Source organism: Streptomyces incarnatus, from assembly GCF_001027185.1.
Lineage (GTDB): Bacteria > Actinomycetota > Actinomycetes > Streptomycetales > Streptomycetaceae > Streptomyces > Streptomyces puniciscabiei.
Genome location: NZ_CP011497.1, coordinates 3,526,806 through 3,552,415 on the forward strand (window position 1 = coordinate 3,526,806; position 25,610 = coordinate 3,552,415).

Consider the following 25,610-nt stretch of genomic DNA (forward strand, 5'->3'; position numbering starts at 1 on the left):
GACCGGCCGCGCTCGTGTGAGACTCTCCGCCTGATCACCGGCCAGGGGGGTACGGATGCGGATGCGCGGGCGGGTTCGGCTCATCGGGGCCGGGGTGTCGGCCGCCCTGCTCGCGCCCGTGGCCTGGTGGGCCGCCCGGCCCGGGCCCGCCACGAGCGGACCCCGCCCGGTCCCCACGGACCTGACCGAGCGGGACCCGGAGGCGACCGCCGAGGCCCGCCGCGTGTACGCGCTGCTGGCGGGCCTGGAGAACCGGGCGCGGCGCGGCGAGGCGTCCCGGACCGTCATCGGCCAGCACGTCGAGCTGCACAACGAGCGCTACAACCCGGCGTACGGCGACTACCGGGGCGCCAAGCAGCCCGGCTACTACTACAAGAAGGCCCGTGACATCACCGGGCGGCTGCCGGGGTTCGTGGAGGTGGACCTGGGGCCCGGGTACGGGCAGCCGGGGTGGGCGGTGGGCGAGCCGCGCCCGTACTCGTCCTCGTGGCCGGGCTGCCGCAGGTGCTGGGGGTACGCGGAGGACGCCGTGGACCTGGCGCTCGGCGTGTGGGCGGGGCTGCCGCGGGCGGCGGACGGCTCGTACCGCCCCTCGGGCACACACGTCGACTGCGCCTCCGGGACGCGGGTGAGCCTGCCGGACAACGGGGGCGGTCCGGCGGGCATCGTCGGCTTCTCCTTCCACCAGCCCTACCCCGGCAGCACCGTCAAGGGCTTCGAGCAGACCCGGTACCGGAACTCCCCGGCGGCCCGGGACCGCGGCTGGTTCGGCCGGGTGGTCACCGAGGGCACGGACGAGCACCGGGCCCTGCTGCACGACCTCGGTTACCTGGCCGACCACCTGGGCTACCTGGCCGCGCACGGCGTACCGGTGCTGCTGCGGCCGTACCACGAGATGAACACCCGGCCGGGCCACGGGTTCTGGTGGGCCGGGCAGGATCCCGCCGCGTACCGGAAGCTGTGGCGGATCACGTACGACTACCTGGTGGGCACCCGCGGTCTGCACAACCTGCTGTTCGTGTGGTCGCCCAGCGCCTGGGAGGGCACCTTCGCGTGGGAGCCCGGCGACTACTACCCGGGCGGGCGCCACGTCGATCTCGTGGGCGTCGACGACTACAGCGACACCCCGCAGCGGCCGTACCGGGGCGAGCGCTGGACCGAGTTCTGGTACCGGGGTCTGGAGGGCTACGACCGGCCCCGCGTCATGGCCGAGTCCTTTCACGTCCCGCTCGGTTCCGCTCAGCCGGGGACACTTTCCGACACGCCGTGGGTGCTGTGGACGGTATGGGGCCAGGCACTCACCTACGACAACGTCTCCGAGCCTCGGTACCGGAACACGGTGGCCGATGTGCGGCAGACCTACGGATCCGACCGGGTGATCACCGCAGACGACTGGAGATCTCCGGACAAGAGTCCACTTGGTTAAATTTTGAACACATCACCCTCACACCGCTTCCTTACTTCGTTCATACGTGTAAGGATCAGCTTTCTGTTCGGCCAGTGATCTGAGCGCCTGGGGGGGCTTCTGAGCACGCAGTGGCCGAGACGCCGAAGAAGGCGTCGGGGGGCACGGAACCCGAGTAAGAGAGTGCCGTGGTGCGCCGTCGCACCACGGCCGATGCCTGCTGCCGCCTCGACGCGCCCACCGATCTCACGGGGAGTTCCGCAGTCGTCATGGCATCGACACTGGTCGACGGGGGGATGCAGCAGTCACGGCACAACTCCAAGCTGGCGAAACGTACCGCCGCGTGGAAACCGGGCCTCCTGCCGTTCCTGATCCCGCTGGTCCTCCTGACCCTCTTCAGCCTGTGGTCGTACACGCCCAGCCACTCGCCGCTGGCCTGGCTGATCACCATCTGCTGGGCCCTCCCGGTGCCGGGGGTGCTGGTGTCGGTCCAGGGCTTCCTCCTCATCCGGCGCCGGCTGCGCAAGGCACACCTGATGACCCCGCCGGCCCCGGTCGAGCAGGACTTCCTGATCGTGCTGGTGCCGACCATCGGGCGCCACGACACCTACCCGGCCCTGGAGCGCTCCGTGCTGTCGTACGTGGAGCACCTGCCGGAGTGGTTCCCGTACCTGCGCGTGGACGTCCTCACCGAGGAGGGCTGCGAGGCCGCCGAGCGAATCGACGCCCTGGCGGCGAGCAGCCCGCTGATCCGCGTGGTCACGGTCCCGAAGGCCTACCGGACCAGGAACGGCACCCGCTTCAAGGCCCGCGCCAACAACTACGCCCACGAGCTGCGCATCGCGGAGGGCGAGGCCCTGGAGAACGTCTGGGTGCTGCACATGGACGACGACACCGGGGTCGGCCCCGACACCTCGTCGGCCCTCGCCCAGTTCATCAACCGCCAGCGCCGTGCGACCCCGGAAGAGGTCAAGCACATGGCGCAGGGCATCCTGACCTACCCGCGCGAGAACGCGGTGAGCCTGGTCACCTGGTTCGCCGACGCCATCCGCCCCGCCGACGACATCGCCCGGTTCCGCGCCTTCACCGGGCTCGGCACCCCGGCCGCCGGCGTGCACGGCGAGCTGCTCGTCATCCGCGCCTCCATCGAGGCCGAGATCGGCTGGGACTTCGGGCCCAAGGAGATCGTCGAGGACGCCCGGCTGGCGCTGACGTTCTGCCGGCTCTACCCGGGCCGCAGCGACTGGTTCAACGGCCGCTGCTACGGCGCCTCGCCGGCCAACACCAAGGACTTCGTCAAGCAGCGCGAGCGCTGGGCCTGGGGCCTGGTCGCCCTCTGCTTCAACCGCAAGGTGCCGCTGCGCTACCGCTGGTTCCTCACCATCTGCGTGACGAGCTGGATCCTCGGCCCGCTGCAGCACGTCGGCACGATCCTGTTCGTGGCCTGGTTCATCGGCGACATGAACACCTCACCCGTGACCCAGTCCGTGGTCATCCTGTGGTCGATCAGCTTCGCCTATGTGATCTGGGCGTACTGGGAAGGGCTGCGGCTCAACGCGATCGCCTCGGTGAACGGCCGACGCAAGTGGTGGGAGCCCCTGGTCGTCCTCGTCCTGCTGCCCTACTTCTCCCTCATCGAGGGGCTCGGCGGGATCAGGGGCCTGTGGAAGTTCATCCGCCGCGAGGAGAACAAGTTCGTCGTCATCGCCAAGCCCGCCTGACCCGGAAGAGATCACACACCCATGAAGCGCGCACGCCTGCCCATGCTCGCCGTGCTCCCCGTCACCGTCATCTCCTTCGTGGTCGCGGTCCCCTTCGTGCTCGGCGACCACCCGCTGCAGTGGTCGTCCGGCTCACCCGTGCCCCACCTGGTGCTCGACGGCAAGGAACACACCCGCCCGGCCGGCCCCACGGGCGGCGACGGCAGGACTGCCGCGGCGCCCTCGACCGGCCCCGAGCTCGCCAAGGTGGACAAGGAGTGGAAGCAGGGCATGCCCCAGTGGGGCGCCCAGATCTACTGGGAGGACAACCCCCGGCACTCCCTCGCCTACGTCGAGAAGCAGGCGCGGCTGCACGCGAACTACCTGGTCGGCCTGCACGCCAACTCCGTCAGCGTGTCCTTCCCCTTCTTCACCGGGAACCGCTCCTCGACGAAGATCACCCGCGGCGCCAGGACCCCGACGCCGGACCGGCTCGCCCGCGTCCTGGAGATCTTCCACGAGGCCGGGCTGCGCACCACCGTCCGGCCGCTCATGGACGAGCACTCCCTGAAGGCCGAACACGGCTGGCGCGGCAGCATCGAACCGGCCGGCCGCGCCGCCTGGTTCGCGTCGTACGAGAAGTTCGTCACCCCGTACCTGAAGGCGGCCCAGAGCGAGAAGGCGGCCACCTTCGTCATCGGCACCGAGCTGAACTCCCTGGAGGGCGACCCCCACTGGGAGACCGTCGTGAACGACGCCGAGAAGCTGTTCAGCGGCGAGGTCGCCTACGACGCCAACTGGGACAACTACGTCCGGGGCCCGGTGGTCATGCCGGTCAGCCACCTCGGCGTCGACGCCTACTTCCCGGTCAAGGCCGGCGACGGCGCCTCGGTGGACACCCTGGCCGCCGGCTGGAACCGGTGGCTGGACAGGAAGGCCACCGGCCCGCTGCCCAAGATCACCGTGGCCGAGGCCGGCATCGGCGCCATGAAGGGCGCCTACCACGCCCCCGGCGACTTCTCCACCAAGCGGGCCGTCGACCCCCGGGTGCAGGCCACCTGGTACACGGCCGTCTGCAAGGTCGTCCAGGAACGGAAGATGAGCGGCGTCTACTGGTGGTCGATCTACTTCGACGACGACCCGAACACCGCGCCCGACGACAAGGTCGCCTCCCGGCTCGACTTCGCCGGCCGTCCCCTCACCGAGAAGGCGATCAGGGCCTGCTTCACCTCCGACTACGCGGGACCCGGGCCCCAGACCACCAGCTGACCGAGCGAGGCACTCATGCAGGAAGCCATCATTCTCGTGGGCGGCAAGGGAACCCGCCTGCGCCCCCTGACCAACCACACCCCCAAGCCGCTCCTGAAGGTCGCCGGCTCCTCCTTCATCCGGCACCAGGTGGCCAAGCTGATGGACGCGGGCGTCGAGCACCTGGTGTTCGCCACGTCCTATCTGGCCGGCCTCTTCGAGGAGGAGTTCCGGGGCTTCTCCCAGGATCTGGAGATCTCCTACGCCGTCGAGGAGGTGCCGCTCGGCACGGGCGGGGCGATCCGCAACGCCGGACGGCTGCTGCGCGGCGGGCCCGAGGCGCCGGTGCTGATCCTCAACGGCGACATCCTCTCCGGCGTGGACCTGCGCGGCATCCTGGCCCGCCACGAGGCCGCGGAGGCGGACGTGACGCTGCACCTCACCCGCGTCGCCGACCCCCGTGCCTTCGGCCTCGTCCCCACCGACGACAGCGGCCGGGTGCTGTCCTTCCTGGAGAAGCCGAAGACCCAGGAGGAGATCGTCACCGACCAGATCAACGCCGGCTGCTACGTCTTCCGCCGCTCCGTCCTGGACGCCATCCCGGGCGGGCGGGAGGTCTCCGTCGAGCAGGAGACCTTCCCGCGGCTCGTCGCCGGGGGCGGGCGGGTCCTCGGCCATGTCACCGACGACTACTGGCGTGACCTCGGCACCCCGCTCGCCTTCGTGCACGGGTCCGCCGACCTGGTCACCGGCCGGGCGGCCTCGCCGCTGGTGGGGCCGCCGGCCGAGGCCCTGATCCATCCCACGGCCACCGTCGACGCGACCGCCCGCGTCACGGGCGGCTCGACGATCGGCCCGCACGCCGTGATCGGCCCGCGCGTGGTCGTCGACCGCTCCATCGTCGGCGCGCACGTCACCGTAGCCGAGGGCGCCCGGATCCGCGATTCCGTGGTCGACCACGACTCCTCGATCGGCAGCGAATCGTTCCTGCACGAGGTCGTGGTCGGCTGCCACTCGCATGTCGGCGCGCAGAACGAGCTCCCCGCCCAGCTGCGGCTGTCGTGCGGCATCCGCATTCCCGCCCAAGGGGTGCGCGTCAGCGGTACGGCTGCCGCCTGCCCGACGGCCCACTGAAGTCGCCGGCCCGACCGGACAGTTACTGGAGAACCGTGACCCGCCATCGCTCAACGGCCGCGCAGACCGGGCGTCTGCGCACGTACCGGCCGGACATCCAGGGCCTGCGTGCCGTAGCCATCATGATGGTGGTCACCATGCACGTCGGCATCCTCGACATCCACGGCGGCGTGGACGTCAGCTTCGTGCTGAGCGGCTTCCTCATCGGCAGCCAGCTCATCGCCGAGATCGACAGGACCGGCAGGGTGTCACTGAGCAAGTTCTGGGCGCGCCGGATGCGGCGGCTCGCGCCGGGCATGGCCGTCGTCGTCATCACCACGGCGGCCGTGGCCTGGCTCTACGCCAGCCCGCTCAGGTTCCGCACCACCATGAAGGACGGTCTCAGCGCGGCGCTCAGCTTCATGAACTGGCGCCTGGTGGAGACCGGCACGGACTACTTCGCAGGCGACGGCACGCAGTCCCCGTACCAGCACTTCTGGTCGCTGGGCATCGAGGAGCAGTTCTATCTGGCCGCCCCGGTCGTCCTCGTCGTCACGGTGTGGCTGTCCCGCAGGATCCTCCGCAACCGCGTCCTGCTGGGCCTGTTCCTGACGGCCGTGGTGGGCGGGTCGCTGTATCTGTCGGTCGAGCAGACCGCCTCGAACCAGCCCCTCGCCTACTTCGGCACCCAGACCCGCGTCTGGGAGCTCGCCTCCGGCATCCTGCTCGCCCTGGGGGCGCCCCTGCTGTCCCGCATGAACCAGGGCCTGGCCGCCGTCATCACCTGGGCGGGCCTGGCGACCACGATCGGCACCGCACTGCTCATCACCAAGGAGACCCCGCTGCCGGGCTACGCGGTGGCCGGTCCCGTGCTCGGCGCCTGCATGATCATCGCCGGCGGCTGCGCCCATCCCCGCCTCGGCGTCGAGACGATCCTGCACAACCCGGTCACCGACTACATCGGCAACGTCAGCTACGGCTGGTACCTGTGGCACTGGCCGATCCTGGTCCTGTGGCCGAACGTCGTGGGCCGGGACATGACCTACTCGGACCGCTTCCGGGTGCTGTCCCTGTCGTTCATCCTGGCCGTCGTCATGTACTACGTCGTCGAGCTGCGGTTCCGGAACAACGCCCAACTGGTGGCGACCCCCTGGAAGGGCATCTGCGCCGGCGGCACCGCCACCGCGGGCGCGGCGGCGGCCACGGCCTGCGCCATGTTCGTCCCGCTCAACCTCGCCACCTCCGCCTCCGCCGCGAGCGGCGACGCCGCCGGTTACTCCGGCGCGGGCTCGGTGAAGCAGGCCGTGCTGCACAAGGAGCTCTCGGCGACCGCCCAGAGCGCCCTCCCGGGGGCGCCCAAGGACATGACCCACTACGGCTGTATCGACAACACGGACGTCAAGACGTTCGTCCTGCGCGGGAACTGCGTCATCGGCGACCGGTCCGGCAGGAAGACCATCGTGGTCATCGGCGACTCCCACGCCTGGCAGTGGGGCGACGCCTTCAACGCCCTCGGCGCGTCGCTGCACGCCAAGGTGGTGACCATGGCGAAGGGCGGCTGCTCCCCCGAGGTCTACGCCATCAAGAACCCCGAGCTGAACCGCGAGTACGCGGAGTGCGACAGCTGGCGGGAATCGGCGTTCAAGAGCATCGAGGACCTCAAGCCCGATGTCATCGTCGTCTCCAGCCGCATCCGCCGCGAGGTGACCGAGAAGGGCGCCGAGGAGGCCTTCGAGCGGTTCGAGGCCTCCGGTGCCAGGCTCCTGTACCTCACGGACACCCCGCAGCCCGGCCGGAACGTCCCGGACTGCCTCGCCACCCACCTCCACGACGTCTCCGCCTGCAACCCCACCCAGGACCAGGCCATCGAGTACCGCGACCACCGGGCCACGGAGCAGCGGGTGGCCGAGGCCCACGGTGCCGAGGTCATCGACACGCTGCCCGCGTTCTGCGCGAGCGGCGTATGCCCGGCGGTGATCGCGGACCAGATCGTCTACTTCGACGCCAGCCACATCACGGCGGGCTACGCGAAGTCGCTGGTGCCCTTCCTCAGGCCGACGGTCCAAAAGGCCCTGGCCGGCTGACCCGCCGGCTCAGCAGCACCCCGCCGACGGCAGCGTGCGCTTGTTCCGCGCCTCCTTGTTGCGCGCGGCCAGCAGCTCGTCGGCGGGGTAGCCGACCTCCTCCAGGGTCAGCCCGTGCGGCCGTACGACATGCACGGCGGAGTCCCGCACCCCCGCGGCCAGCACCTTCCCGGGCCACTCCGGTCCCCGGTGCCCGTCCCCGACGAACAGCAGCGCGCCGATCAGCGAGCGCACCATGTTGTGGCAGAAGGCGTCGGCGCGCACGGTGGCGGTGATGATCCCGTCGGCGCCCTTTTCCAGGCTCAGCTCCTGCAGGGTCCGGATGGTCGTGGCCCCTTCCCGCTTCTTGCAGTACGCGGCGAAGTCGTGCTCGCCGAGCAGCGCCCGCGCGGCCTCGTTCATGGCGTCCACGTCGAGCGGCCAGTCGTGCCAGAGCACGTGGCCCCGCAGGAGGGGGTCCACTCCCCCGGGGTTGTCCGTCACCCGGTAGGCATAGCGCCGCCAGATCGCGGAGAACCGGGCGTCGAAACCGCTGGGCGCCTCCCTGAGCGCCCACACCCGCACGTCCTTCGGCAGCCGCCCGGCGAGCCGCTTGAGCAGCTTTCCGCTCTGCTCCGCCCAGACCTCCCGGGGCAGATCGACATGGGCGACCTGACCGCGCGCGTGCACACCGGCGTCGGTCCGTCCGGCCACGGTCAGGTCGTACGTCTCCTTCGACCGCGTCACCGTACGCAGGGCGTCCTCGATCTCGCCCTGCACGGTCCGCTTGCCGCCGGCCTGCTTGGCCCAGCCGTGGAAGCCGGTGCCGTCGTAGGAGAGGTCGAGGCGGATGCGTACGAAACCGGGCTGTACTTCGTCAGTCACGTGCACATCCTCTCAGGTACAGAAAAGCGGGCCCGCTCCTTGAAAGGAACGGGCCCGCCAACGCCCTGAGGGGCGCGGGGAACTGCGCGACCAGCCACTACGGCGCCGCAGCCGCCGACCGGCAGCCCCCGGCAGACGCTTACGCGTCCTTCGGCTCCTCGGCGGCAGCCTCGGGGGCCTTGGTCTCCTCGACCTTGGCCTCGTCGGCCTCCTTGACCGCACGCTTGGTGGCGGCCTCGGCCTCACCCACGGCCTTCTGCTGCACCGTCAGCGCCTCGACCAGCTCGATGACGGCCATGGGCGCGTTGTCGCCACGGCGGTTACCGATCTTGGTGATGCGGGTGTAGCCACCCGGACGGTTCTCGTACCGCGGGCCGATCTCGGTGAAGAGCGTGTGGACGATGCTCTTGTCCGTGATGACCTGGAGCACCTGACGGCGGTTGTGAAGGTCGCCCTTCTTCGCCTTGGTGATCAGACGCTCGGCGTACGGGCGCAGGCGGCGGGCCTTCGCCTCGGTGGTGGTGATACGGCCGTGCTCGAAGAGGCTCTTCGCGAGGTTCGCGAGGAGCAGCTTCTCGTGCGCGGCGCTGCCGCCCAGACGGGCACCCTTGGTGGGCTTCGGCATGGTTCTTCTCCTGTGTGTCTGCCCCGGCCGTGTCAGGTACCGGGGTCAGGAACCCGATGAGCGGATGCTCACCGGCAACGACCGGTCAGTACGGTCAGTACTGCTCGGTCTCCACGAAACCCGCGTCCGCGTCGTCGTCGGCGCCGAAGGCGTCGGCAGCGGCCGTGGGGTCGAATCCGGGCGGGCTGTCCTTCAGGGCCAGGCCCATGCCGGCCAGCTTCGCCTTGACCTCGTCGATGGACTTCGCACCGAAGTTGCGGATGTCCAGGAGGTCGGCCTCGGAGCGGGCGACGAGCTCACCCACGGAGTGGATGCCCTCGCGCTTGAGGCAGTTGTAGGAGCGGACCGTGAGCTCCAGCTCCTCGATCGGCAGGGCCAGGTCGGCGGCCAGGGCGGCGTCCGTCGGGGACGGGCCCATGTCGATGCCCTCGGCGTCGATGTTGAGCTCGCGCGCCAGACCGAACAGCTCGACCAGGGTCTTGCCGGCCGACGCCATGGCGTCACGCGGACGCATGGCCTGCTTGGTCTCGACGTCGACGATCAGCTTGTCGAAGTCGGTGCGCTGCTCGACACGGGTGGCCTCGACCTTGTACGTGACCTTGAGCACCGGCGAGTAGATGGAGTCGACCGGGATACGGCCGATCTCCTGGCCCACCTGCTTGTTCTGCACGGCGGAGACGTAACCGCGGCCGCGCTCGACCGTCAGCTCCATCTCCAGCTTGCCCTTGCCGTTGAGCGTGGCGAGGACGAGGTCGGGGTTGTGCACCTCGACACCGGCCGGGGGCGCGATGTCGGCGGCGGTGACCAGACCCGGGCCCTGCTTGCGCAGGTACATCACGACCGGCTCGTCGTGCTCCGAGGAGACGACCAGCTGCTTGATGTTGAGGATCAGGTCGGTGACGTCCTCCTTGACGCCCGGCACGGTGGTGAACTCGTGCAGGACGCCGTCGATGCGGATGCTGGTGACAGCAGCGCCGGGGATCGACGACAGGAGGGTGCGACGGAGGGAGTTGCCGAGGGTGTAGCCGAAGCCCGGCTCCAGCGGCTCGATCACGAACCGGGAGCGGAACTCGTCGACGACCTCTTCGGTCAACGAGGGACGCTGAGCGATCAGCATGTGTGGATCAGATCCTTCATTCGTGGACGCCCGCTATTTGACGTCCGACGGAAACCGCACCCGTGAAAAGTGCGGGTACTGCAAGGGTACGGGCGGTACGACCCCTACGGAGCCATACCGCCCGGACCCATCGGTCAACCGTGCGTCAGACGCGACGACGCTTCGGCGGACGGCAGCCGTTGTGCGGGGTCGGGGTGACGTCCTGGATGGAGCCGACCTCGAGGCCCGTGGCCTGCAGGGAGCGGATCGCGGTCTCACGACCGGAGCCCGGGCCCTTGACGAACACGTCGACCTTGCGCATGCCGTGCTCCTGGGCGCGGCGGGCGGCCGACTCGGCGGCCATCTGCGCGGCGAACGGCGTGGACTTCCGGGAGCCCTTGAAGCCGACGTGGCCGGCGGAGGCCCAGGAGATCACGTTGCCGGACGGGTCCGTGATGGAGACGATCGTGTTGTTGAACGTGCTCTTGATGTGCGCGTGGCCGTGAGCGACGTTCTTCTTTTCCTTGCGGCGCACCTTCTTGGCAGCGCCCTGACGTCCCTTGGGGGGCATCTACTAACTCCTACGGGAGGTGGTCGGTCCTACAGCGAAGACCGTGGACAGGTGTCCGCTGCGGACTACTTCTTGCCCGGCTTCTTCTTGCCGGCGATGGCGCGACGCGGGCCCTTGCGGGTGCGGGCGTTGGTGCTGGTGCGCTGACCGCGGACGGGCAGACCGCGACGGTGACGGAGACCCTGGTAGCAGCCGATCTCGACCTTGCGGCGGATGTCGGCCTGGATCTCGCGACGGAGGTCACCCTCGGTCTTGATGTTGTTGTCGACGTACTCGCGGATCGCGACCAGCTGCTCTTCGCTCAGGTCACGGACGCGGGTGTTCGGGTCGACGCCGGTCGCAGCCAGCGTCTCCTTCGAGAGGGTCCGGCCGATGCCGAACACGTAGGTGAGGGCGACCTCCACGCGCTTGTCGCGCGGGATGTCAACACCGGAAACGCGTGCCATTCAATGGCTCCTGGTGATCTTCGGAGGTCTTCCGCAGAACCGGCTCCCGGCCGCCGTACCAGGTACGAACCGGGTCCCCGGCCTCCGAACCGGGGGTGTCGAGCTGAGTGGCTCGGGTTCTGCGTATGAACATATTCAGCTCGCGTCGCGCGAATCTCTGCGATAGAGGTGCAGAGGGTGAGGTCGTGCGTCAGCCCTGGCGCTGCTTGTGGCGCGGGTTCTCGCAGATGACCATGACCCGGCCGTGACGGCGGATCACCCTGCACTTGTCGCAGATCTTCTTGACGCTCGGCTTGACCTTCATGGGATTGAGGTTCTCCGGGTCAGTGCCATCACCCCGTGGAAGCGGGATGCGGGCAAGATCTACTTGTAGCGGTAGACGATCCGGCCACGCGTCAGGTCGTACGGAGACAGCTCCACCACGACCCGGTCGTCAGGGAGGATGCGGATGTAGTGCATACGCATCTTGCCGCTGATGTGTGCCAGGACCTGGTGGCCGTTCTGGAGCTCGACCTTGAACATGGCGTTCGGCAGAGACTCGACGACAGTGCCCTCGATCTCGATGGCACCTTGCTTCTTGGCCACGCTTCGCCCTTCGAATCGACTACCTTGATCGACTCACGAGGGGCATGCGGACATGCGGGTACACGAGAGCCGACGAGTCAGTCTACGTCAGCGCGTCGGAAAAGACGAATTCGCCCGTGCACCACGCCTGCTCATGACGATGCCCCGCCCATCGGCACGGTATGCACGACGAACGGGGCGAGCAGCTGGTCCCACTACTGCTTTGTCGGCTTACTTCTCGACGGTCTCGCAGGCAGTGCCGTCATCGTGCGTGCCGTCCAGAAGGGCCTGGACGCAGATGTCGGTGCCGTCCTTCCAGTTCTTGTTGATCGGCACCCGGAAGTAGGTGAAGTGATCACCGGTGTTGTAGTACGTCGTCAGCGGCGAGTACTTCACGTACCCCATCTTCTCGGCGTAGATCTTGAACTTGCCGTGGAAGACCTCGTCCCCCGAGTAGGCCTGGATCCAGTCCACGTGAAGGCCGGAACCCTGGACCCTCACACAGGCACCGCCGTGACACCCCGCCGCCGACGCGAACGCGGGAGCGGTGCCGGTGGTGATGGCAAGGGCGGCCGCACCGGCCAGAACGCCGACCGTTCGCTTCAGTGTCGAACCCACTACGCTTCCCCTCTTCATGTACATGCCAGGGGAGCGCTCAGATCAGCCGACCGTCCCCCTGTTGGTCGACGTTGATCTTAACTGCAGAAATCGAACTGAAGATCGATTATTGGTGAAGGCTTTGCGATCTTCAGGGAATGACCCTCAGCCCAGCGGGTCGGGCGCCGCGGTGATGCCGTACTCCGCCAGCTTGGCCCTGCCCCCGTCCGGTGCCGTCAGCACCAGCGGGCCCTGCTCGGTGAGGGCCACCGAGTGCTCCCAGTGGGAGGACCAGGTGCCGTCCGTGGTGATGACCGTCCAGTCGTCGGAGAGGACCTCGGTCTTCGGGGTGCCGAGGGAGACCATCGGCTCGATCGCGAGGCAGAAGCCGGGCACCAGCTTGGGGCCCTTGCCGCGGCGCCGGTCGACATAGTTCAGCAGATGCGGGTCCATGTGCATCTCGGTGCCGATGCCGTGGCCGCCGTAGTCCTCGATGATCCCGTACCTGCCGCCGCCCGGCTTGGGCTGGCGGCGGATGTACGTCTCGATCGCGCGGGAGACGTCGACCAGCCGGTTGCCCTGCTTCATGGCCGCGATGCCGGCCCACATCGACTCCTCCGTCACCCGGGAGAGCTCGATCAGCTCCGGGGCGTGACCGGAGCCCACGAACGCCGTGTAGGCGGCGTCGCCGTGCCAGCCGTCGACGATCGCGCCGCAGTCGATGGAGATGATGTCGCCGTCCTTGAGGACGACCTCGTCGGAGGGGATGCCGTGCACGACGACGTCGTTCACGGAGGTGCAGATGGTCGCGGGGAAGCCGCCGTACCCCAGGAAGTTCGACTTGGCGCCGTGCTCGGCCAGCACCTTGCGGGCGACCTCGTCCAGGTCCTTGGTGGAGGCGCCGGGCACCGCGGCCTCGCGGGTGGCCGCGTGGATGGCGGCGACGACCAGGCCCGCCGCACGCATCTTCGCGATCTGCTCGGGCGTCTTGATCTGCACCATGGGGGCCTGCGCTCTCCGTCACTCACATCGGCTGGGGTATCTGTACAACAGTACGGCCGCGGCACCCGGGGAGGGCACCGCGGCCGGAGGAGCCGGGCTGTTACTGCTCGGCCTTCTCACGCTTGAGGGCCTCCAGCGCCCGCTGCGTGATCTCGTCCACGGGGCCCAGGGAGGAGATCGTCACGACCAGGCCCTGCGCCTTGTAGTAGTCGATGATCGGCTCGGTCTTCGTGTGGTAGATCTCCAGCCGCGTGCGGACGGTGTCCTCGGAGTCGTCGTCGCGCTGGTACAGCTCACCGCCGCAGACGTCGCACACGCCCTCCTTCTTCGGGGGGCTGTACGTCACGTGGAACACGTGCGAGGAGTCGTTGCGGCAGATGCGCCGGCCGGCGATCCGCTTGACGACCTCGTCCTCGGGGACCTCCAGGTCCAGGACGGCGTCCAGCTTGATGCCCTCGGTCTCCAGCAGCTCGTCCAGCGCCTCGGCCTGCTCCACGTTCCGCGGGAAGCCGTCCAGCAGGAAGCCGCCCTCGGCGTCCTTCTGCTCCATGCGGTCCTTGGCCATGCCGATGGTGACGGAGTCCGGCACCAGCTCGCCCTTGTCCATGTAGGACTGCGCGAGCTTGCCCAGCTCCGTCCCCTGACTGATGTTGACCCGGAAAAGGTCACCGGTGGAGATGTGCGGGATGGCCAGCTCCTTGGCGAGCCGGACGGCTTGCGTTCCCTTACCGGCACCCGGCGGCCCGACGAGGACGATACGCATCAGCGGAGGAACCCTTCGTAATTGCGCTGCTGGAGCTGGCTCTCGATCTGCTTCACCGTCTCAAGGCCGACACCCACGATGATGAGGATGCTGGTCCCACCGAAGGGGAAGTTCTGGCTTGCCCCGAAGCCCACCAACGCCATTGTCGGTACGAGAGCGATCAGACCCAGATACAGCGAACCCGGCCAGGTGATCCGGTTGAGCACGTAGCTGAGGTACTCAGCGGTCGGTCGGCCAGCCCGGATGCCCGGGATGAAGCCACCATACTTCTTCATGTTGTCGGCGACTTCCTCGGGGTTGAAGGAGATCGCCACGTAGAAGAACGCGAAGAACACGATGAGCAAGAAGTACAGGGTGATATAGACGGGACTATCGCCCTGCTTGGTCAGGTTCTGCTCGATCCAGGTCTTCCAGCCCGACTTGCCCCCCGCGAACTGCGCCAACAGCGCCGGAATGTAGAGCAGCGAGGAGGCGAAGATGACGGGAATCACACCCGCCTGGTTCACCTTCAGCGGGATGTACGTGGACGTGCCGCCGTAGGAACGGCGGCCGATCATGCGCTTCGCGTACTGCACCGGGATGCGGCGCTGGGCCTGCTCGACGAAGACGACGAGCGCGACCATGACCAGGCCGACCAGGATGACGGTGCCGAACTCGATCCAGCCGCCGGCCAGGGTGCCCTGCTTCTTGATGGCCCACAGCGCGGACGGGAAGGTCGCGGCGATCGAGATGAACATCAGGATCGACATGCCGTTGCCGATGCCGCGGTCGGTGATCAGCTCACCGAGCCACATCACGACGGCCGTACCGGCGGTCATGCAGACGACCATCGTGACGGTCGTGAAGATCGACTGGTCCGGGACGATGCTCGTGGCGACCGAGCAGCCGTTGAACAGCCGGCCGGTGCGGGCGGTGGCGACCAGACCGGTGCCCTGCAGGATGGCCAGGGCCACCGTGAGGTAACGGGTGTACTGCGTGATCTTCGTCGTACCGGCCTGGCCCTCCTTCTTGAGGGCTTCCAGGCGCGGGATGACCACGGTCAGCAGCTGAAGGATGATGCTGGCCGTGATGTACGGCATGATGCCGAGCGCAAAGACCGTGATCTGCAGCAGCGCACCGCCGCTGAACATGTTGATCATGCCGAAGAGCCCCTGGTTGCCAGAGGCCTCCTTTACGCATTGCTGTACAGACGCGTAGTTCACGCCGGGGATCGGAATGTGGGTACCGACCCGGTAGACCACGATGATGCCCAGCGTGAAGAGCAGCTTCTTGCGCAGGTCGGGCGTCCTGAACGCCCGGGCGAACGCGGTGAGCACGGTGCCTCCTGCGACCCCCGCGCAACTGCGTCAAGGGTGACGGTCTTGAGGTTCGACGGATACAGACGAATTACTAACGGTCAACTGCCGCTCAGGGTGCCCCATGGGAAGCATCCGTTGAAAGTAGGCAGTGCTGGCCACCTTACCGGCGAGAGCACCCCCCTTGGAACGACCGACCGGGGATACCCCTTTTGTGGAGTATCCCCGGTCGGGATCGTTCACGTCATCGAGGGACCTGAGGAACTCAGACCAGCTCGGTGACCGTACCGCCGGCGGCGGTGATCTTCTCCTTGGCGGAGCCGGAGACGGCGTCGACCGTCACCTGCAGCGCCACGGAGACCTCGCCCTGGCCGAGGACCTTGACGAGGCTGTTCTTGCGAACGGCACCCTTGGCCACCAGGCCCTCGACGGTGACCTCGCCACCCTCGGGGTAGAGCGCGGCCAGCTTGTCGAGGTTCACGACCTGGTACTCGGTCTTGAACGGGTTCTTGAAGCCCTTCAGCTTCGGGAGGCGCATGTGCAGCGGCATCTGGCCGCCCTCGAAGCGCTCCGGAACCTGGTAGCGGGCCTTGGTGCCCTTGGTACCACGACCGGCCGTCTTACCCTTCGACGCCTCACCACGACCGACACGGGTCTTGGCGGTCTTGGCGCCGGGGGCCGGACGGAGGTTGTGGATCTTCAGCGGGTTCTGCTCCGCCATGATCAGTCGACCTCCTCGACCGTCACGAGGTGGCGGACGGTGTGCACCATGCCGCGGAACTCGGGGCGGTCCTCCTTGACGACCACGGTGTTGATCCCCTTGAGACCAAGCGACCGCAGGGTGTCACGGTGGTTCTGCTTGCTGCCGATGTAGGACTTGACCTGCGTGATCTTGAGCTGCGCCATGATTACGCACCCGCCCCGGCACGCGCACGAAGGAGAGCCGCGGGAGCGACGTCCTCGAGCGGCAGACCACGGCGGGCCGCGATCTCCTCGGGACGCTGCAGGCCCTTCAGGGCCTCCACGGTCGCGTGCACGATGTTGATGGCGTTGTCGGAGCCGAGCGACTTCGACAGCACGTCGTGGATACCGGCGCACTCGAGCACGGCGCGCACCGGACCACCGGCGATAACACCGGTACCGGGGGACGCGGGCTTGAGCAGCACGACGCCGGCAGCCTTCTCACCCTGGATCGGGTGCGGGATGGTGCCCTGGATCCGGGGGACCTTGAAGAAGTGCTTCTTGGCCTCCTCAACGCCCTTGGCGATGGCGGCCGGCACCTCCTTGGCCTTGCCGTATCCGACACCCACGGTGCCGTCACCGTCGCCCACCACGACCAGCGCGGTGAAGCTGAAGCGACGACCACCCTTCACAACCTTGGCGACGCGGTTGATCGCGACGACGCGCTCAACGTACGCGGTCTTCTCGGCGGCAGCAGCGCCGCCGTCACGGCCCTTCCGGTCCCGCCGCTCGCCGCCACCGGCACCGCCACCGCGGCGCTGGGGTCCAGCCATTGGATTTACCTCTCTCTTTTCCGCTAGCTACGGCGGCTCAGAACCTGAGCCCGGCCTCGCGGGCGGCGTCCGCCAGGGCGGCGATGCGCCCGGCGTACTGGTTGCCACCACGGTCGAACACGACGGCCTCGACACCGGCGGCCTTGGCACGCTCGGCGACCAGGGCGCCGACCTGCTTGGCCTGCGCGGACTTGTCGGACTCGCCACCACGGATCGAAGCGTCCAGCGTGGACGCCGACGCCAGGGTGTGGCCCTTCAGGTCGTCGATCACCTGCGCCACGATGTGGCGGTTGGAGCGGGTCACGACCAGACGGGGGCGCTCCGCCGTACCGGAGATCTGCTTGCGGATCCGGATGTGACGGCGCTTGATCGCGGCGCGCTTGTAGGCGTCGCCCTTGAGGATCTTCTGCCCGTATGCCATGGCTTACTTACCCGCCTTTCCGACCTTGCGGCGGATGACTTCGCCCTCGTACTTGACGCCCTTGGCCTTGTACGGGTCGGGCTTGCGCAGCTTGCGGATGTTGGCCGCAACCTCGCCGACCTTCTGCTTGTCGATGCCCTCGACCTGGAAGCGGGTCGGGGACTCCACCTTGAAGGTGATGCCCTCGGGGGCCTCGACGAGGATCGGGTGGCTGTAACCGAGAGCGAACTCCAGGTTCGAACCCTTGGCGGTCACTCGGTAACCGACACCGCTGATCTCGAGCTTCTTCACGTAACCCTGGGTCACGCCGGTGATCATGTTCGCCACCAGCGTGCGGGAGAGGCCGTGCAGGGCCTTGCTCTGACGCTCGTCGTTCGGGCGGGTCACCTGCAGGGTGCCGTCCTCGCCCTTAGCGATGTCGATCGGAGCCGCGACGGTGTGGGTCAGCGAGCCCTTGGGGCCCTTGACCGAGACCGTACGGCCGTCGATGGTGACGTCCACGCCGGCGGGAACCGCGATGGGGAGCTTGCCGATGCGCGACATAGCTGTTTCCTCCGTTCCCTTCTGCTACCAGACGTAGGCGAGGACTTCCCCACCCACGCCCTTCTTGCCGGCCTGCTTGTCGGTGAGGAGCCCGTGCGACGTGGAGATGATCGCCACGCCGAGGCCGCCGAGCACCTTCGGCAGGTTGGTGGACTTCGCGTACACCCGGAGACCGGGCTTGGAGATCCGCTTGATGCCCGCGATGGAGCGCTCACGGTTCGGGCCGAACTTCAGCTCGAGGACGAGGTTCTTGCCGACCTCGGCGTCCTCGACGCGCCAGCCCGTGATGAAGCCCTCCTGCTGGAGGATCTCCGCGATGTGAGACTTGATCTTGGACGCCGGCATCGTCACGGAGTCGTGGTACGCCGAGTTCGCGTTCCGCAGACGCGTCAGCATGTCTGCGATCGGATCAGTCATGGTCATGAATTGGCCTGTGGCCTTTCTCGCCGGGGTTTCCTATATGCGCCATCCCTCTCCCCGTACTTCTGCAGACGGGACGGGTGCGGTGCGGGGACCTACGGCGTAGTAAGTCGTACGGGCGGCAGAGGCCCAACCCTCCTAGCCTAAGGCATGTGCAGGAGGGCCCCTGCCGTTCCGGTTGCTTACCGAGAGGTCCAGGAATCCCTAAAAGTCGGGATTACCAGGAGCTCTTGGTCACGCCCGGCAGCTCGCCACGGTGAGCCATCTCACGAAGGCACACGCGGCAGAGGCCGAACTTGCGGTACACGGAGTGCGGACGGCCGCAGCGCTGGCAGCGGGTGTAGCCACGCACACCGAACTTGGGCTTGCGAGCAGCCTTGGCAATCAGAGCCTTCTTCGCCATCTCGCTCACGCCTCCTTGAACGGGAAGCCGAGGTGACGAAGGAGCGCGCGGCCCTCAGCGTCGTTGGTCGCCGTGGTGACCACGGTGATGTCCATGCCCCGGGTACGGTCGATCTTGTCCTGGTCGATCTCGTGGAACATGACCTGCTCCGTGAGACCGAAGGTGTAGTTGCCACGGCCGTCGAACTGCTTGGGGGACAGGCCGCGGAAGTCGCGGATGCGCGGCAGCGCGAGCGACAGGGTGCGGTCCAGGAACTCCCACATGCGGTCGCCACGGAGCGTGACGTGGGCACCGATCGGCTGGCCCTCACGCAGCTTGAACTGCGCGATGGACTTGCGGGCCTTGGTGACGGCCGGCTTCTGACCGGTGATCGTGGTGAGGTCGCGGATGGCGCCCTCGATCAGCTTGGAGTCGCGGGCGGCGTCGCCCACACCCATGTTGACCACGATCTTGACGAGGCCGGGAACCTGCATGACGTTCTCGTACTTGAACTCGTCACGCAGCTTGCCCGCGATCTCCTCGCGGTACTTCTGCTTCAGACGCGGAGTGGTGGTGGTAGCCATCAGATGTCCTCACCCGTCCGCTTGGCAACGCGGATCTTGTTGCCCTCTTCGTCGAAGCGGTAGCCGACACGCGTGACGACCTTCTGACCGTCCTTCTCCACGACCAGCTGGACGTTGGAGACGTGGATCGGCGCCTCGGTGGTCACGATGCCGCCGGCCTGGGAACCGCTAGCGGTCGGACCGGCCTTGGTGTGCTTCTTGACCCGGTTGACACCCTCGACCAGGACACGCTCCTCGCGCGGGTAAGCGGCAATGACCTTGCCCTGCTTGCCCTTGTCCTTGCCGGTGATGACCTGGACCAGGTCGCCCTTCTTGATCTTCATGCTTACAGCACCTCCGGCGCGAGCGAGATGATCTTCATGAACTTCTTCTCGCGCAGCTCACGGCCGACCGGGCCGAAGATGCGGGTGCCGCGAGGGTCGCCGTCGTTCTTCAGAATGACGGCGGCGTTCTCGTCGAAGCGGATGTACGAGCCGTCCGGACGGCGGCGCTCCTTGACGGTGCGAACGATGACCGCCTTGACGACGTCACCCTTCTTCACGTTGCCACCGGGGATCGCGTCCTTGACGGTGGCGACGATGACGTCACCGATGCCCGCGTAGCGGCGACCGGAGCCACCGAGCACACGGATGCAAAGGATCTCCTTCGCACCAGTGTTGTCGGCGACACGCAGTCGCGACTCCTGCTGGATCACGTCTATCTCCTGAATGTCTGCCGGTTCCCCGGGGGCCGCTCAACCGAGCGGCCCCCGGAGCCTGGCGGAACTGTCCTGCGAGGGGCGCCCCGCAGGAACGTACTTTTTGGAATTCCCTTGCGGGAATTACCTACTTGGCCTTCTCGAGGATCTCGACGACGCGCCAGCGCTTCGTCGCGGACAGCGGCCGGGTCTCCATCAGGAGGACGCGGTCGCCGACACCCGCGGCGTTCTGCTCGTCGTGCGCCTTGAGCTTGTTGGTACGGCGGATGACCTTGCCGTACAGCGCGTGCTTGACGCGGTCCTCGACGGCGACGACGACGGTCTTGTCCATCTTGTCGCTGACGACGAGGCCCTCACGGGTCTTGCGGAAACCGCGCGCCTCAGTGTTCTGCTCAGTCACGTTCTTCTCGCTCATCAGGCGTTCTCCACCGTCTCGATGCCGAGCTCACGCTCACGCATGAGGGTGTAGATCCGGGCGATGTCCTTGCGGACCGCCTTGAGACGGCCGTGGTTCTCGAGCTGGCCCGTCGCCGCCTGGAAGCGGAGGTTGAACAGCTCTTCCTTGGCCTCGCGGAGCTTCGCCAGAAGCTCCTCGTTGCCCAGCTCGCGCAGCTCGGACGCCTTGGTACCGGCCGACATCACGCTTCACCTGCCTCGCGCTTGACGATCCGGCACTTCATCGGCAGCTTGTGGGCCGCACGGGTCAGCGCCTCACGGGCGATCTTCTCGTTGGGGTACGACAGCTCGAACATCACACGTCCGGGCTTGACGTTCGCGATCCACCACTCCGGAGAACCCTTACCGGAACCCATGCGGGTCTCGGCAGGCTTCTTGGTGAGGGGACGGTCCGGGTAGATGTTGATCCAGACCTTGCCGCCACGCTTGATGTGGCGGGTCATCGCGATACGGGCCGCCTCGATCTGGCGGTTCGTGACGTAGGCCGGGGTCAGCGCCTGGATGCCGTACTCGCCGAACGCAACCTGCGTGCCACCCTTGGACATACCGTTGCGCTTCGGGTGGTGCTGCTTGCGGTGCTTGACCCTACGGGGGATCAGCATGTCGGTCAGGCCTCCGTTCCGGTGCTCTCAGCCGGAGCGGCGGGAGCCTCGGCCTTGGGGGCCTCGGCGCCGGCAGCCTGCTGCGGCTTGCGACCGCGCCGCTCGCCACCGCGGCCACCACGGGCCGGGCGGTCGGCGCCACCGCGGGCCGGGCGGTTACCCGCACGGGCGGCAGCGTTCTCGGCGCGGACCTCGGCGATGTTCTTGACGTCGCCCTTGTAGATCCAGACCTTCACACCGATGCGGCCGAAGGTCGTCTTGGCCTCGAAGAAGCCGTAGTCCACGTTCGCGCGGAGCGTGTGCAGGGGCACGCGGCCCTCGCGGTAGAACTCCGAGCGGGACATCTCGGCGCCGCCGAGGCGGCCACCGCACTGGATCTTGATGCCCTTGGCGCCGGCCTTCATCGCCGACTGCATGCTCTTGCGCATGGCACGGCGGAAGGAGACGCGGGAGGAGAGCTGCTCGGCGACGGCCTGGGCAACCAGCTGAGCGTCGGTCTCGGGGTTCTTGACCTCGAGGATGTTCAGCTGGACCTGCTTGCCGGTGAGCTTCTCGAGGTCGCCGCGGATGCGGTCGGCCTCGGCGCCACGGCGGCCGATGACGATGCCCGGACGAGCGGTGTGGATGTCCACACGCACGCGGTCACGGGTGCGCTCGATCTCCACCTTGGAGATGCCGGCGCGCTCCATGCCGGACGTCATCATCCGACGGATGGCGACGTCTTCCTTGACGTAGTCCTTGTACAGCTTGTCGGCGTACCACCGGGACTTGAAGTCCGTGGTGACACCGAGCCGGAACCCATGCGGGTTAACCTTCTGGCCCATTACCGGGTTCCTTCCTTGCTGCTGACGACCACGGTGATGTGGCTGGTCCGCTTGCGGATCCGGTAGGCACGGCCCTGGGCGCGCGGCCGGAACCGCTTCAGGGTCGGGCCCTCGTCGACGTACGCCTCGGAGACGTAGAGGCTGTCGGCGTCGGTGTGGTCGTAGTTGTGCGCGGCGTTGGCGATGGCGCTGTCGAGCACCTTGCCGACCGGCACGGAGGCTGCCTGCGGAGCGAATCGCAGAACAGCCTGGGCCTCCGTGGCGTCCATGCCACGGATGAGGTCCACCACGCGGCGGGCCTTCATGGGCGTGACGCGGATGTACCGCGCCTGGGCCCTGGCTTCCATGGTTGTCCCTTCAGTTACTTACGTGTCTGAATGCGATCCGCTGCTAGCGGCGCTTCGACTTCCGGTCTTCCTTGACGTGACCCCGGAAGGTGCGCGTCGGCGAGAACTCGCCGAGCTTGTGGCCGACCATCGACTCGGTGACGAACACCGGGATGTGGGTCTTGCCGTTGTGCACCGCGAGCGTGTGGCCCAGCATGGCCGGGACGATCATCGAGCGGCGGGACCAGGTCTTGATGACGTTCTTGGTGCCGGCTTCGTTCTGGGCGTCCACCTTCTTGATCAGGTGGTCGTCGACGAAGGGCCCCTTCTTCAGGCTACGAGGCATCTCAACCCGTCCTTAGCGCTTCTTGTTCGTCTTGCGGCGGCGGACGATGTACTTGTTCGACGCCTTCTTGGGCGAACGAGTACGGCCTTCCTTCTTGCCCCACGGGGACACAGGGTGGCGACCACCGGAGGTCCGGCCCTCACCACCACCGTGCGGGTGGTCAACCGGGTTCATGACCACACCACGGACGGTCGGGCGAACGCCCAGCCACCGCTTGCGGCCCGCCTTGCCCCAGTTGATGTTGCTCTGCTCGGCGTTGCCGACCTCGCCGACGGTGGCGCGGCAGCGCACGTCGACCAGGCGGATCTCACCGGAGGGCATGCGCAGGTGGGCGTAGGCGCCCTCCTTCGCGAGCAGCTGCACGGAGGCGCCGGCGGAGCGGGCGAACTTGGCCCCGCCGCCCGGACGCAGCTCGATGGCGTGCAGGGTCGTACCGACCGGGATGTTGCGGATGGCCAGGTTGTTGCCCGGCTTGATGTCGGCCCCGGGACCGTTCTCGACGCGGTCGCCCTGGCTGAGGCCACGCGGCGCGAGGATGTAGCGCTTCTCGCCGTCCGCGTAGTGCAGGAGCGCGATGCGCGCGGTGCGGTTGGGGTCGTACTCGATGTGCGCGACCTTCGCCGGCACGCCGTCCTTGTCGTGACGACGGAAGTCGATCACTCGGTAGGCGCGCTTGTGTCCGCCACCCTGGTGGCGAACGGTCACACGACCGGCGTTGTTACGGCCGCCCTTGCTGTGCAGGGGGCGGACCAGCGACTTCTCCGGCGTGGACCGCGTGACCTCGACGAAGTCGGCGACGCTGGCGCCACGACGGCCCGGCGTAGTCGGCTTGTACTTGCGGATTCCCATTTCTCAGTCCTCGTCCGATATCGGACGATCCGGACCGCCCTTAGGCGGTCGGACCGCCGAAGATGTCGATACGGTCGCCCTCGGCGAGGGTCACGATCGCGCGCTTGGTCGCGGCACGCTGGCCGAAACCGGTGCGGGTCCGCTTGCGCTTGCCCTGGCGGTTGATCGTGTTGACCCCGGTGACCTTGACGTCGAAGACCGCCTGGACGGCCTGCTTGATCTGGGTCTTGTTGGCGCCCGGGGCGACGACGAACGTGTACTTGTTCTCGTCGAGGAGCGCGTAGCTCTTCTCGGAGACGACCGGCTTGAGCAGCACGTCACGGGGGTCCGTGAAGGACTTGCTCAGCGGGGTCTCGACGGTGTTCTTGCCCTCGGCGGCGTGACGGCGCGCCTTGGCGACGCGCGCGGCCTTGGCGGCCTTGGCGGCCTTCGAGGCGATAGCGGGGTGACGGATGGCCATCAGACCTCGCTCCCTTCGGTGTCGTTGGCCTTCGGGCCGGCGACGAAGGACTCGAAAGCGGCCTGGGTGAAGACCACGTCGTCCGAGACGAGAACGTCGTACGTGTTCAGCTGGCCCGGCTCCAGGATGTGGACCTGGGGCAGGTTGCGGGCGGACAGCCACGCGGCCTCGTCGGAGCGCTCGGCGACCAGGAGCAGGTTCTTGCGCTCGCTGATCTTGCCGAACAGGCTCTTGGCGGCCTTCGTGGAGATCTGGCCCTCGACCACGCCGGAGACGACGTGGATGCGGTTGTGACGCGCCCGGTCGGTGAGGGCACCGCGCAGGGCGGCGGCCTTCATCTTCTTCGGGGTCCGCTGCGAGTAGTCACGCGGCACGGGACCGTGCACGACGCCACCACCGGCGAACTGCGGCGCGCGGGTCGAACCCTGGCGGGCGCGACCGGTGCCCTTCTGGCGGTACGGCTTCTTGCCACCACCACGGACTTCACCGCGGGTCTTGGTCTTGTGCGTGCCCTGGCGGGCAGCGGCCAGCTGCGCGACGACGACCTGGTGGATCAGCGGAACGCTGACCTTGGCGTCGAAGATCTCCGCGGGGAGCTCGACGGAACCGGCCTTCTCGCCCGCCGGCGAAAGGATGTCAACAGTGCTCATCGGTTACCTCAGGCCCCCTTGGCCGCGGTGCGGACCAGGACGAGGCCGCCGTTCGGACCGGGAACCGCGCCCTTGATGAGCAGCAGACCCTTCTCCGCGTCAACGGCGTGGACGGTCAGGTTCTGGGTGGTGACCCGCTCGTTGCCCATGCGACCCGCCATGCGGAGGCCCTTGAACACGCGGCCCGGGGTGGCGCAGCCACCGATGGAACCGGGCGAGCGGTGCTTGCGCTGGGTGCCGTGCCCGGCGCCGAGACCACGGAAGTTGTGGCGCTTCATGACACCGGCGAAGCCCTTGCCCTTGCTCTTGCCGGTGACGTCGACCTTCACGCCGGCCTCGAACACCTCGGCGGTGATCTCCTGGCCCAGCGTGTACTCGGAGGCGTCCGCGGTGCGGATCTCGACGAGGTGACGACGGGGGGTGACGTCGGCCTTGGCGAAGTGGCCCTTGAGGGGCTTGTTCACCTTGCGCGGGTCGATCTCGCCGAAGGCGATCTGAACGGACTCGTAGCCGTCGACGTCGTTCGTACGAACCTGGGTCACGACGTTGGGGCCGGCCTTGACGACGGTGACCGGAACAACACGGTTGTTCTCGTCCCACACCTGCGTCATGCCGAGCTTCTCGCCCAGGATGCCCTTGATCTGCTTAGCCATTCTCAGCCCACCAGCCTCAGAGCTTGATCTCGATGTCGACACCGGCCGGCAGGTCGAGTCGCATCAGAGAGTCAACGGTCTTGGGGGTCGGGTCGAGGATGTCGATCAGGCGCTTGTGCGTGCGCATCTCGAAGTGCTCGCGCGAGTCCTTGTACTTGTGCGGCGACTTGATGACGCAGTACACGTTCTTCTCAGTGGGCAGCGGCACCGGGCCCGCGACCGACGCACCAGTGCGGGTCACCGTCTCGACGATCTTCTTCGCCGAGGAGTCGATGACCTCGTGGTCGTAGGCCTTGAGCCGGATGCGGATCTTCTGTCCCGCCATGGCTACTCAGTAGTCCTGTCTCTCTTACGCTCTGACACCCGGCGGATTCCTTCTGCTGCCGTCGTTTCTCCGACCCACGCGGTCGGGCGTGTCGCGCTCCCGCTGACACAGATGTCCCTTGTTCGAACATCCCTGCGGGGATTACGACGGCCCTTCCGGAACCGCGGACCGGGGACCTCGGGCCC

The 25,610-nt window shown here is 67.7% G+C and carries 37 protein-coding genes; 5 read left to right on the forward strand and 32 right to left on the reverse strand.

Translation table 11 applies throughout. The features are described 5' to 3' along the window. The first annotated feature begins 61 nt into the window (after nt 1–61). The 5 genes from ABB07_RS15585 to ABB07_RS15605 all read left to right on the forward strand — a co-directional run bounded on the left by ABB07_RS15585 (nt 62) and on the right by ABB07_RS15605 (nt 7,550). Nucleotides 62–1,426, forward strand: a complete 1,365-nt coding sequence (locus ABB07_RS15585; protein ID WP_208899290.1) for a glycoside hydrolase family 26 protein — start codon at nt 62–64, stop codon at nt 1,424–1,426. A 248-nt stretch (nt 1,427–1,674) separates the two neighbouring features. Continuing rightward, complete coding sequence (locus tag ABB07_RS15590; RefSeq protein ID WP_244189375.1) at nt 1,675–3,126, forward strand: glycosyltransferase family 2 protein; 1,452 nt, start codon at nt 1,675–1,677, stop codon at nt 3,124–3,126. A gap of 21 nt (nt 3,127–3,147) precedes the next feature. Beyond that, nucleotides 3,148–4,374 (forward strand): glycoside hydrolase family 113, encoded by a 1,227-nt coding sequence (locus ABB07_RS15595; protein WP_208899291.1) that lies wholly within the window; start codon nt 3,148–3,150, stop codon nt 4,372–4,374. 15 nt (nt 4,375–4,389) lie between these two features. Beyond that, entirely contained in the window at nt 4,390–5,487 is a 1,098-nt protein-coding gene (manB, locus tag ABB07_RS15600) for a mannose-1-phosphate guanylyltransferase (protein WP_208899292.1), read from the forward strand. 35 nt (nt 5,488–5,522) lie between these two features. After that, nucleotides 5,523–7,550, forward strand: a complete 2,028-nt coding sequence (locus tag ABB07_RS15605) for an acyltransferase family protein (protein ID WP_208899293.1) — start codon at nt 5,523–5,525, stop codon at nt 7,548–7,550. Between the two features lie 9 nt (nt 7,551–7,559). On the opposite strand, the gene truA is transcribed toward ABB07_RS15605, so the two are convergent. From truA to rpsJ, 32 genes are all read right to left on the reverse strand, one after another. Continuing rightward, entirely contained in the window at nt 7,560–8,414 is an 855-nt protein-coding gene (gene truA, locus ABB07_RS15610) for a tRNA pseudouridine(38-40) synthase TruA (protein ID WP_208899294.1), read from the reverse strand. A 139-nt stretch (nt 8,415–8,553) separates the two neighbouring features. Next, nucleotides 8,554–9,039: a 50S ribosomal protein L17 gene (gene rplQ, locus ABB07_RS15615; RefSeq protein WP_208899295.1), complete on the reverse strand. Its 486-nt coding sequence runs from the start codon at nt 9,037–9,039 to the stop codon at nt 8,554–8,556. Nucleotides 9,040–9,133: 94 nt separating this feature from the next. Next, the gene (locus tag ABB07_RS15620; protein WP_003966937.1) at nt 9,134–10,156 is read right to left on the reverse strand and encodes a DNA-directed RNA polymerase subunit alpha; all 1,023 of its coding nucleotides are present in this window, start codon (nt 10,154–10,156) and stop codon (nt 9,134–9,136) included. Nucleotides 10,157–10,301: 145 nt separating this feature from the next. Beyond that, nucleotides 10,302–10,706, reverse strand: a complete 405-nt coding sequence (gene rpsK / locus ABB07_RS15625; RefSeq protein WP_003956432.1) for a 30S ribosomal protein S11 — start codon at nt 10,704–10,706, stop codon at nt 10,302–10,304. Between the two features lie 65 nt (nt 10,707–10,771). Next, nucleotides 10,772–11,152: a 30S ribosomal protein S13 gene (gene rpsM, locus ABB07_RS15630; RefSeq protein ID WP_208899296.1), complete on the reverse strand. Its 381-nt coding sequence runs from the start codon at nt 11,150–11,152 to the stop codon at nt 10,772–10,774. Between the two features lie 190 nt (nt 11,153–11,342). Further along, on the reverse strand, nt 11,343–11,456 hold the full coding sequence (gene rpmJ, locus ABB07_RS15635) for a 50S ribosomal protein L36 (RefSeq protein WP_003998809.1): 114 nt from the start codon (nt 11,454–11,456) through the stop codon (nt 11,343–11,345). A gap of 59 nt (nt 11,457–11,515) precedes the next feature. After that, nucleotides 11,516–11,737: a translation initiation factor IF-1 gene (gene infA, locus ABB07_RS15640; RefSeq protein ID WP_003948620.1), complete on the reverse strand. Its 222-nt coding sequence runs from the start codon at nt 11,735–11,737 to the stop codon at nt 11,516–11,518. A gap of 210 nt (nt 11,738–11,947) precedes the next feature. Then, nucleotides 11,948–12,190 carry a hypothetical protein gene (locus ABB07_RS15645; RefSeq protein ID WP_208899297.1) on the reverse strand — a complete coding sequence of 81 codons (243 nt, stop codon included), beginning with the start codon at nt 12,188–12,190 and terminating at the stop codon, nt 11,948–11,950. Nucleotides 12,191–12,478: 288 nt separating this feature from the next. Next, the gene (map, locus tag ABB07_RS15650) at nt 12,479–13,315 is read right to left on the reverse strand and encodes a type I methionyl aminopeptidase (RefSeq protein ID WP_208899298.1); all 837 of its coding nucleotides are present in this window, start codon (nt 13,313–13,315) and stop codon (nt 12,479–12,481) included. Nucleotides 13,316–13,415: 100 nt separating this feature from the next. Further along, complete coding sequence (locus tag ABB07_RS15655) at nt 13,416–14,078, reverse strand: adenylate kinase (RefSeq protein ID WP_208899299.1); 663 nt, start codon at nt 14,076–14,078, stop codon at nt 13,416–13,418. Then, on the reverse strand, nt 14,078–15,394 hold the full coding sequence (gene secY / locus ABB07_RS15660) for a preprotein translocase subunit SecY (RefSeq protein WP_208899300.1): 1,317 nt from the start codon (nt 15,392–15,394) through the stop codon (nt 14,078–14,080). Before secY ends, ABB07_RS15655 begins: the two co-directional genes overlap by 1 nt. Nucleotides 15,395–15,638: 244 nt before the next feature. Continuing rightward, nucleotides 15,639–16,094 carry a 50S ribosomal protein L15 gene (rplO, locus tag ABB07_RS15665; protein ID WP_030745257.1) on the reverse strand — a complete coding sequence of 152 codons (456 nt, stop codon included), beginning with the start codon at nt 16,092–16,094 and terminating at the stop codon, nt 15,639–15,641. Nucleotides 16,095–16,096: 2 nt separating this feature from the next. Next, nucleotides 16,097–16,279 (reverse strand): 50S ribosomal protein L30, encoded by a 183-nt coding sequence (gene rpmD / locus ABB07_RS15670; protein ID WP_003998814.1) that lies wholly within the window; start codon nt 16,277–16,279, stop codon nt 16,097–16,099. A gap of 2 nt (nt 16,280–16,281) precedes the next feature. Next, entirely contained in the window at nt 16,282–16,887 is a 606-nt protein-coding gene (gene rpsE / locus ABB07_RS15675; protein ID WP_009190144.1) for a 30S ribosomal protein S5, read from the reverse strand. Between the two features lie 37 nt (nt 16,888–16,924). Beyond that, complete coding sequence (rplR, locus tag ABB07_RS15680; RefSeq protein WP_208899301.1) at nt 16,925–17,308, reverse strand: 50S ribosomal protein L18; 384 nt, start codon at nt 17,306–17,308, stop codon at nt 16,925–16,927. A 3-nt stretch (nt 17,309–17,311) separates the two neighbouring features. Then, nucleotides 17,312–17,851: a 50S ribosomal protein L6 gene (gene rplF, locus ABB07_RS15685; RefSeq protein ID WP_208899302.1), complete on the reverse strand. Its 540-nt coding sequence runs from the start codon at nt 17,849–17,851 to the stop codon at nt 17,312–17,314. Between the two features lie 24 nt (nt 17,852–17,875). Then, a complete protein-coding gene (gene rpsH / locus ABB07_RS15690) occupies nt 17,876–18,274 on the reverse strand; it encodes a 30S ribosomal protein S8 (RefSeq protein ID WP_030046382.1) in 399 nt (132 codons plus the stop codon). 214 nt (nt 18,275–18,488) lie between these two features. After that, nucleotides 18,489–18,674: a type Z 30S ribosomal protein S14 gene (locus ABB07_RS15695; RefSeq protein WP_003948630.1), complete on the reverse strand. Its 186-nt coding sequence runs from the start codon at nt 18,672–18,674 to the stop codon at nt 18,489–18,491. Nucleotides 18,675–18,679: 5 nt separating this feature from the next. Then, complete coding sequence (rplE, locus tag ABB07_RS15700) at nt 18,680–19,237, reverse strand: 50S ribosomal protein L5 (RefSeq protein WP_061920719.1); 558 nt, start codon at nt 19,235–19,237, stop codon at nt 18,680–18,682. Then, a complete protein-coding gene (rplX, locus tag ABB07_RS15705) occupies nt 19,237–19,560 on the reverse strand; it encodes a 50S ribosomal protein L24 (RefSeq protein WP_014674376.1) in 324 nt (107 codons plus the stop codon). The genes rplE and rplX overlap by 1 nt, the downstream gene beginning before the upstream one ends. Before the next feature lie 2 nt (nt 19,561–19,562). Beyond that, nucleotides 19,563–19,931 (reverse strand): 50S ribosomal protein L14, encoded by a 369-nt coding sequence (gene rplN, locus ABB07_RS15710; protein WP_003998823.1) that lies wholly within the window; start codon nt 19,929–19,931, stop codon nt 19,563–19,565. A 130-nt stretch (nt 19,932–20,061) separates the two neighbouring features. Beyond that, entirely contained in the window at nt 20,062–20,349 is a 288-nt protein-coding gene (gene rpsQ, locus ABB07_RS15715) for a 30S ribosomal protein S17 (protein WP_055706472.1), read from the reverse strand. Next, the gene (gene rpmC, locus ABB07_RS15720; RefSeq protein ID WP_007494763.1) at nt 20,349–20,573 is read right to left on the reverse strand and encodes a 50S ribosomal protein L29; all 225 of its coding nucleotides are present in this window, start codon (nt 20,571–20,573) and stop codon (nt 20,349–20,351) included. The genes rpsQ and rpmC overlap by 1 nt, the downstream gene beginning before the upstream one ends. Next, nucleotides 20,573–20,992 (reverse strand): 50S ribosomal protein L16, encoded by a 420-nt coding sequence (rplP, locus tag ABB07_RS15725; RefSeq protein WP_009190136.1) that lies wholly within the window; start codon nt 20,990–20,992, stop codon nt 20,573–20,575. Before rplP ends, rpmC begins: the two co-directional genes overlap by 1 nt. Nucleotides 20,993–20,997: 5 nt before the next feature. Next, nucleotides 20,998–21,816, reverse strand: a complete 819-nt coding sequence (gene rpsC / locus ABB07_RS15730; RefSeq protein ID WP_055706471.1) for a 30S ribosomal protein S3 — start codon at nt 21,814–21,816, stop codon at nt 20,998–21,000. Continuing rightward, nucleotides 21,816–22,163: a 50S ribosomal protein L22 gene (rplV, locus tag ABB07_RS15735; RefSeq protein ID WP_030174537.1), complete on the reverse strand. Its 348-nt coding sequence runs from the start codon at nt 22,161–22,163 to the stop codon at nt 21,816–21,818. Before rplV ends, rpsC begins: the two co-directional genes overlap by 1 nt. A 43-nt stretch (nt 22,164–22,206) precedes the next feature. Then, nucleotides 22,207–22,488, reverse strand: a complete 282-nt coding sequence (gene rpsS / locus ABB07_RS15740; RefSeq protein ID WP_023547380.1) for a 30S ribosomal protein S19 — start codon at nt 22,486–22,488, stop codon at nt 22,207–22,209. Between the two features lie 12 nt (nt 22,489–22,500). Then, nucleotides 22,501–23,337 (reverse strand): 50S ribosomal protein L2, encoded by an 837-nt coding sequence (gene rplB / locus ABB07_RS15745; RefSeq protein WP_055706470.1) that lies wholly within the window; start codon nt 23,335–23,337, stop codon nt 22,501–22,503. Nucleotides 23,338–23,377: 40 nt separating this feature from the next. After that, the gene (gene rplW / locus ABB07_RS15750; protein WP_055706469.1) at nt 23,378–23,797 is read right to left on the reverse strand and encodes a 50S ribosomal protein L23; all 420 of its coding nucleotides are present in this window, start codon (nt 23,795–23,797) and stop codon (nt 23,378–23,380) included. Then, nucleotides 23,797–24,447, reverse strand: a complete 651-nt coding sequence (gene rplD / locus ABB07_RS15755) for a 50S ribosomal protein L4 (RefSeq protein WP_189994128.1) — start codon at nt 24,445–24,447, stop codon at nt 23,797–23,799. Before rplD ends, rplW begins: the two co-directional genes overlap by 1 nt. A gap of 8 nt (nt 24,448–24,455) precedes the next feature. Next, nucleotides 24,456–25,100, reverse strand: coding sequence for a 50S ribosomal protein L3 (gene rplC, locus ABB07_RS15760; protein ID WP_014674369.1), 645 nt, complete (start codon nt 25,098–25,100; stop codon nt 24,456–24,458). Nucleotides 25,101–25,116: 16 nt separating this feature from the next. Beyond that, a complete protein-coding gene (gene rpsJ / locus ABB07_RS15765) occupies nt 25,117–25,425 on the reverse strand; it encodes a 30S ribosomal protein S10 (protein WP_003948644.1) in 309 nt (102 codons plus the stop codon). Between the last annotated feature and the right edge of the window lie 185 nt (nt 25,426–25,610).

Bases quoted from the DNA above. Each gene is read 5' to 3' on its own strand.
- ABB07_RS15595 (WP_208899291.1), top strand. From the start codon at position 3,148: ATGAAGCGCGCACGCCTGCCCATGCTCGCCGTGCTCCCCGTCACCGTC.
- rplF (WP_208899302.1), bottom strand. From the start codon at position 17,851: ATGTCGCGCATCGGCAAGCTCCCCATCGCGGTTCCCGCCGGCGTGGAC.
- rpsH (WP_030046382.1), bottom strand. From the start codon at position 18,274: ATGACCATGACTGATCCGATCGCAGACATGCTGACGCGTCTGCGGAAC.
- rplB (WP_055706470.1), bottom strand. From the start codon at position 23,337: ATGGGAATCCGCAAGTACAAGCCGACTACGCCGGGCCGTCGTGGCGCC.
- ABB07_RS15655 (WP_208899299.1), bottom strand. From the start codon at position 14,078: ATGCGTATCGTCCTCGTCGGGCCGCCGGGTGCCGGTAAGGGAACGCAA.
- rpmD (WP_003998814.1), bottom strand. From the start codon at position 16,279: ATGGCGCAGCTCAAGATCACGCAGGTCAAGTCCTACATCGGCAGCAAG.
- rplD (WP_189994128.1), bottom strand. From the start codon at position 24,447: ATGAGCACTGTTGACATCCTTTCGCCGGCGGGCGAGAAGGCCGGTTCC.
- rplP (WP_009190136.1), bottom strand. From the start codon at position 20,992: ATGCTGATCCCCCGTAGGGTCAAGCACCGCAAGCAGCACCACCCGAAG.
- ABB07_RS15585 (WP_208899290.1), top strand. From the start codon at position 62: ATGCGCGGGCGGGTTCGGCTCATCGGGGCCGGGGTGTCGGCCGCCCTG.
- rplR (WP_208899301.1), bottom strand. From the start codon at position 17,308: ATGGCATACGGGCAGAAGATCCTCAAGGGCGACGCCTACAAGCGCGCC.
- rpsS (WP_023547380.1), bottom strand. From the start codon at position 22,488: ATGCCTCGTAGCCTGAAGAAGGGGCCCTTCGTCGACGACCACCTGATC.
- rplO (WP_030745257.1), bottom strand. From the start codon at position 16,094: ATGGCGGAGCAGAACCCGCTGAAGATCCACAACCTCCGTCCGGCCCCC.
- ABB07_RS15620 (WP_003966937.1), bottom strand. From the start codon at position 10,156: ATGCTGATCGCTCAGCGTCCCTCGTTGACCGAAGAGGTCGTCGACGAG.
- rpmJ (WP_003998809.1), bottom strand. From the start codon at position 11,456: ATGAAGGTCAAGCCGAGCGTCAAGAAGATCTGCGACAAGTGCAGGGTG.
- rpsE (WP_009190144.1), bottom strand. From the start codon at position 16,887: ATGGCTGGACCCCAGCGCCGCGGTGGCGGTGCCGGTGGCGGCGAGCGG.
- map (WP_208899298.1), bottom strand. From the start codon at position 13,315: ATGGTGCAGATCAAGACGCCCGAGCAGATCGCGAAGATGCGTGCGGCG.
- rpsM (WP_208899296.1), bottom strand. From the start codon at position 11,152: ATGGCACGCGTTTCCGGTGTTGACATCCCGCGCGACAAGCGCGTGGAG.
- rplC (WP_014674369.1), bottom strand. From the start codon at position 25,100: ATGGCTAAGCAGATCAAGGGCATCCTGGGCGAGAAGCTCGGCATGACG.
- ABB07_RS15695 (WP_003948630.1), bottom strand. From the start codon at position 18,674: ATGGCGAAGAAGGCTCTGATTGCCAAGGCTGCTCGCAAGCCCAAGTTC.
- ABB07_RS15590 (WP_244189375.1), top strand. From the start codon at position 1,675: ATGGCATCGACACTGGTCGACGGGGGGATGCAGCAGTCACGGCACAAC.
- rpmC (WP_007494763.1), bottom strand. From the start codon at position 20,573: ATGTCGGCCGGTACCAAGGCGTCCGAGCTGCGCGAGCTGGGCAACGAG.
- rpsJ (WP_003948644.1), bottom strand. From the start codon at position 25,425: ATGGCGGGACAGAAGATCCGCATCCGGCTCAAGGCCTACGACCACGAG.
- rplE (WP_061920719.1), bottom strand. From the start codon at position 19,237: ATGGCTACCACCACCACTCCGCGTCTGAAGCAGAAGTACCGCGAGGAG.
- rpsQ (WP_055706472.1), bottom strand. From the start codon at position 20,349: ATGAGCGAGAAGAACGTGACTGAGCAGAACACTGAGGCGCGCGGTTTC.
- rplW (WP_055706469.1), bottom strand. From the start codon at position 23,797: ATGGCCATCCGTCACCCCGCTATCGCCTCGAAGGCCGCCAAGGCCGCC.
- rpsC (WP_055706471.1), bottom strand. From the start codon at position 21,816: ATGGGCCAGAAGGTTAACCCGCATGGGTTCCGGCTCGGTGTCACCACG.
- rplV (WP_030174537.1), bottom strand. From the start codon at position 22,163: ATGGAAGCCAGGGCCCAGGCGCGGTACATCCGCGTCACGCCCATGAAG.
- manB (WP_208899292.1), top strand. From the start codon at position 4,390: ATGCAGGAAGCCATCATTCTCGTGGGCGGCAAGGGAACCCGCCTGCGC.
- rplQ (WP_208899295.1), bottom strand. From the start codon at position 9,039: ATGCCGAAGCCCACCAAGGGTGCCCGTCTGGGCGGCAGCGCCGCGCAC.
- rpsK (WP_003956432.1), bottom strand. From the start codon at position 10,706: ATGCCCCCCAAGGGACGTCAGGGCGCTGCCAAGAAGGTGCGCCGCAAG.
- rplX (WP_014674376.1), bottom strand. From the start codon at position 19,560: ATGAAGATCAAGAAGGGCGACCTGGTCCAGGTCATCACCGGCAAGGAC.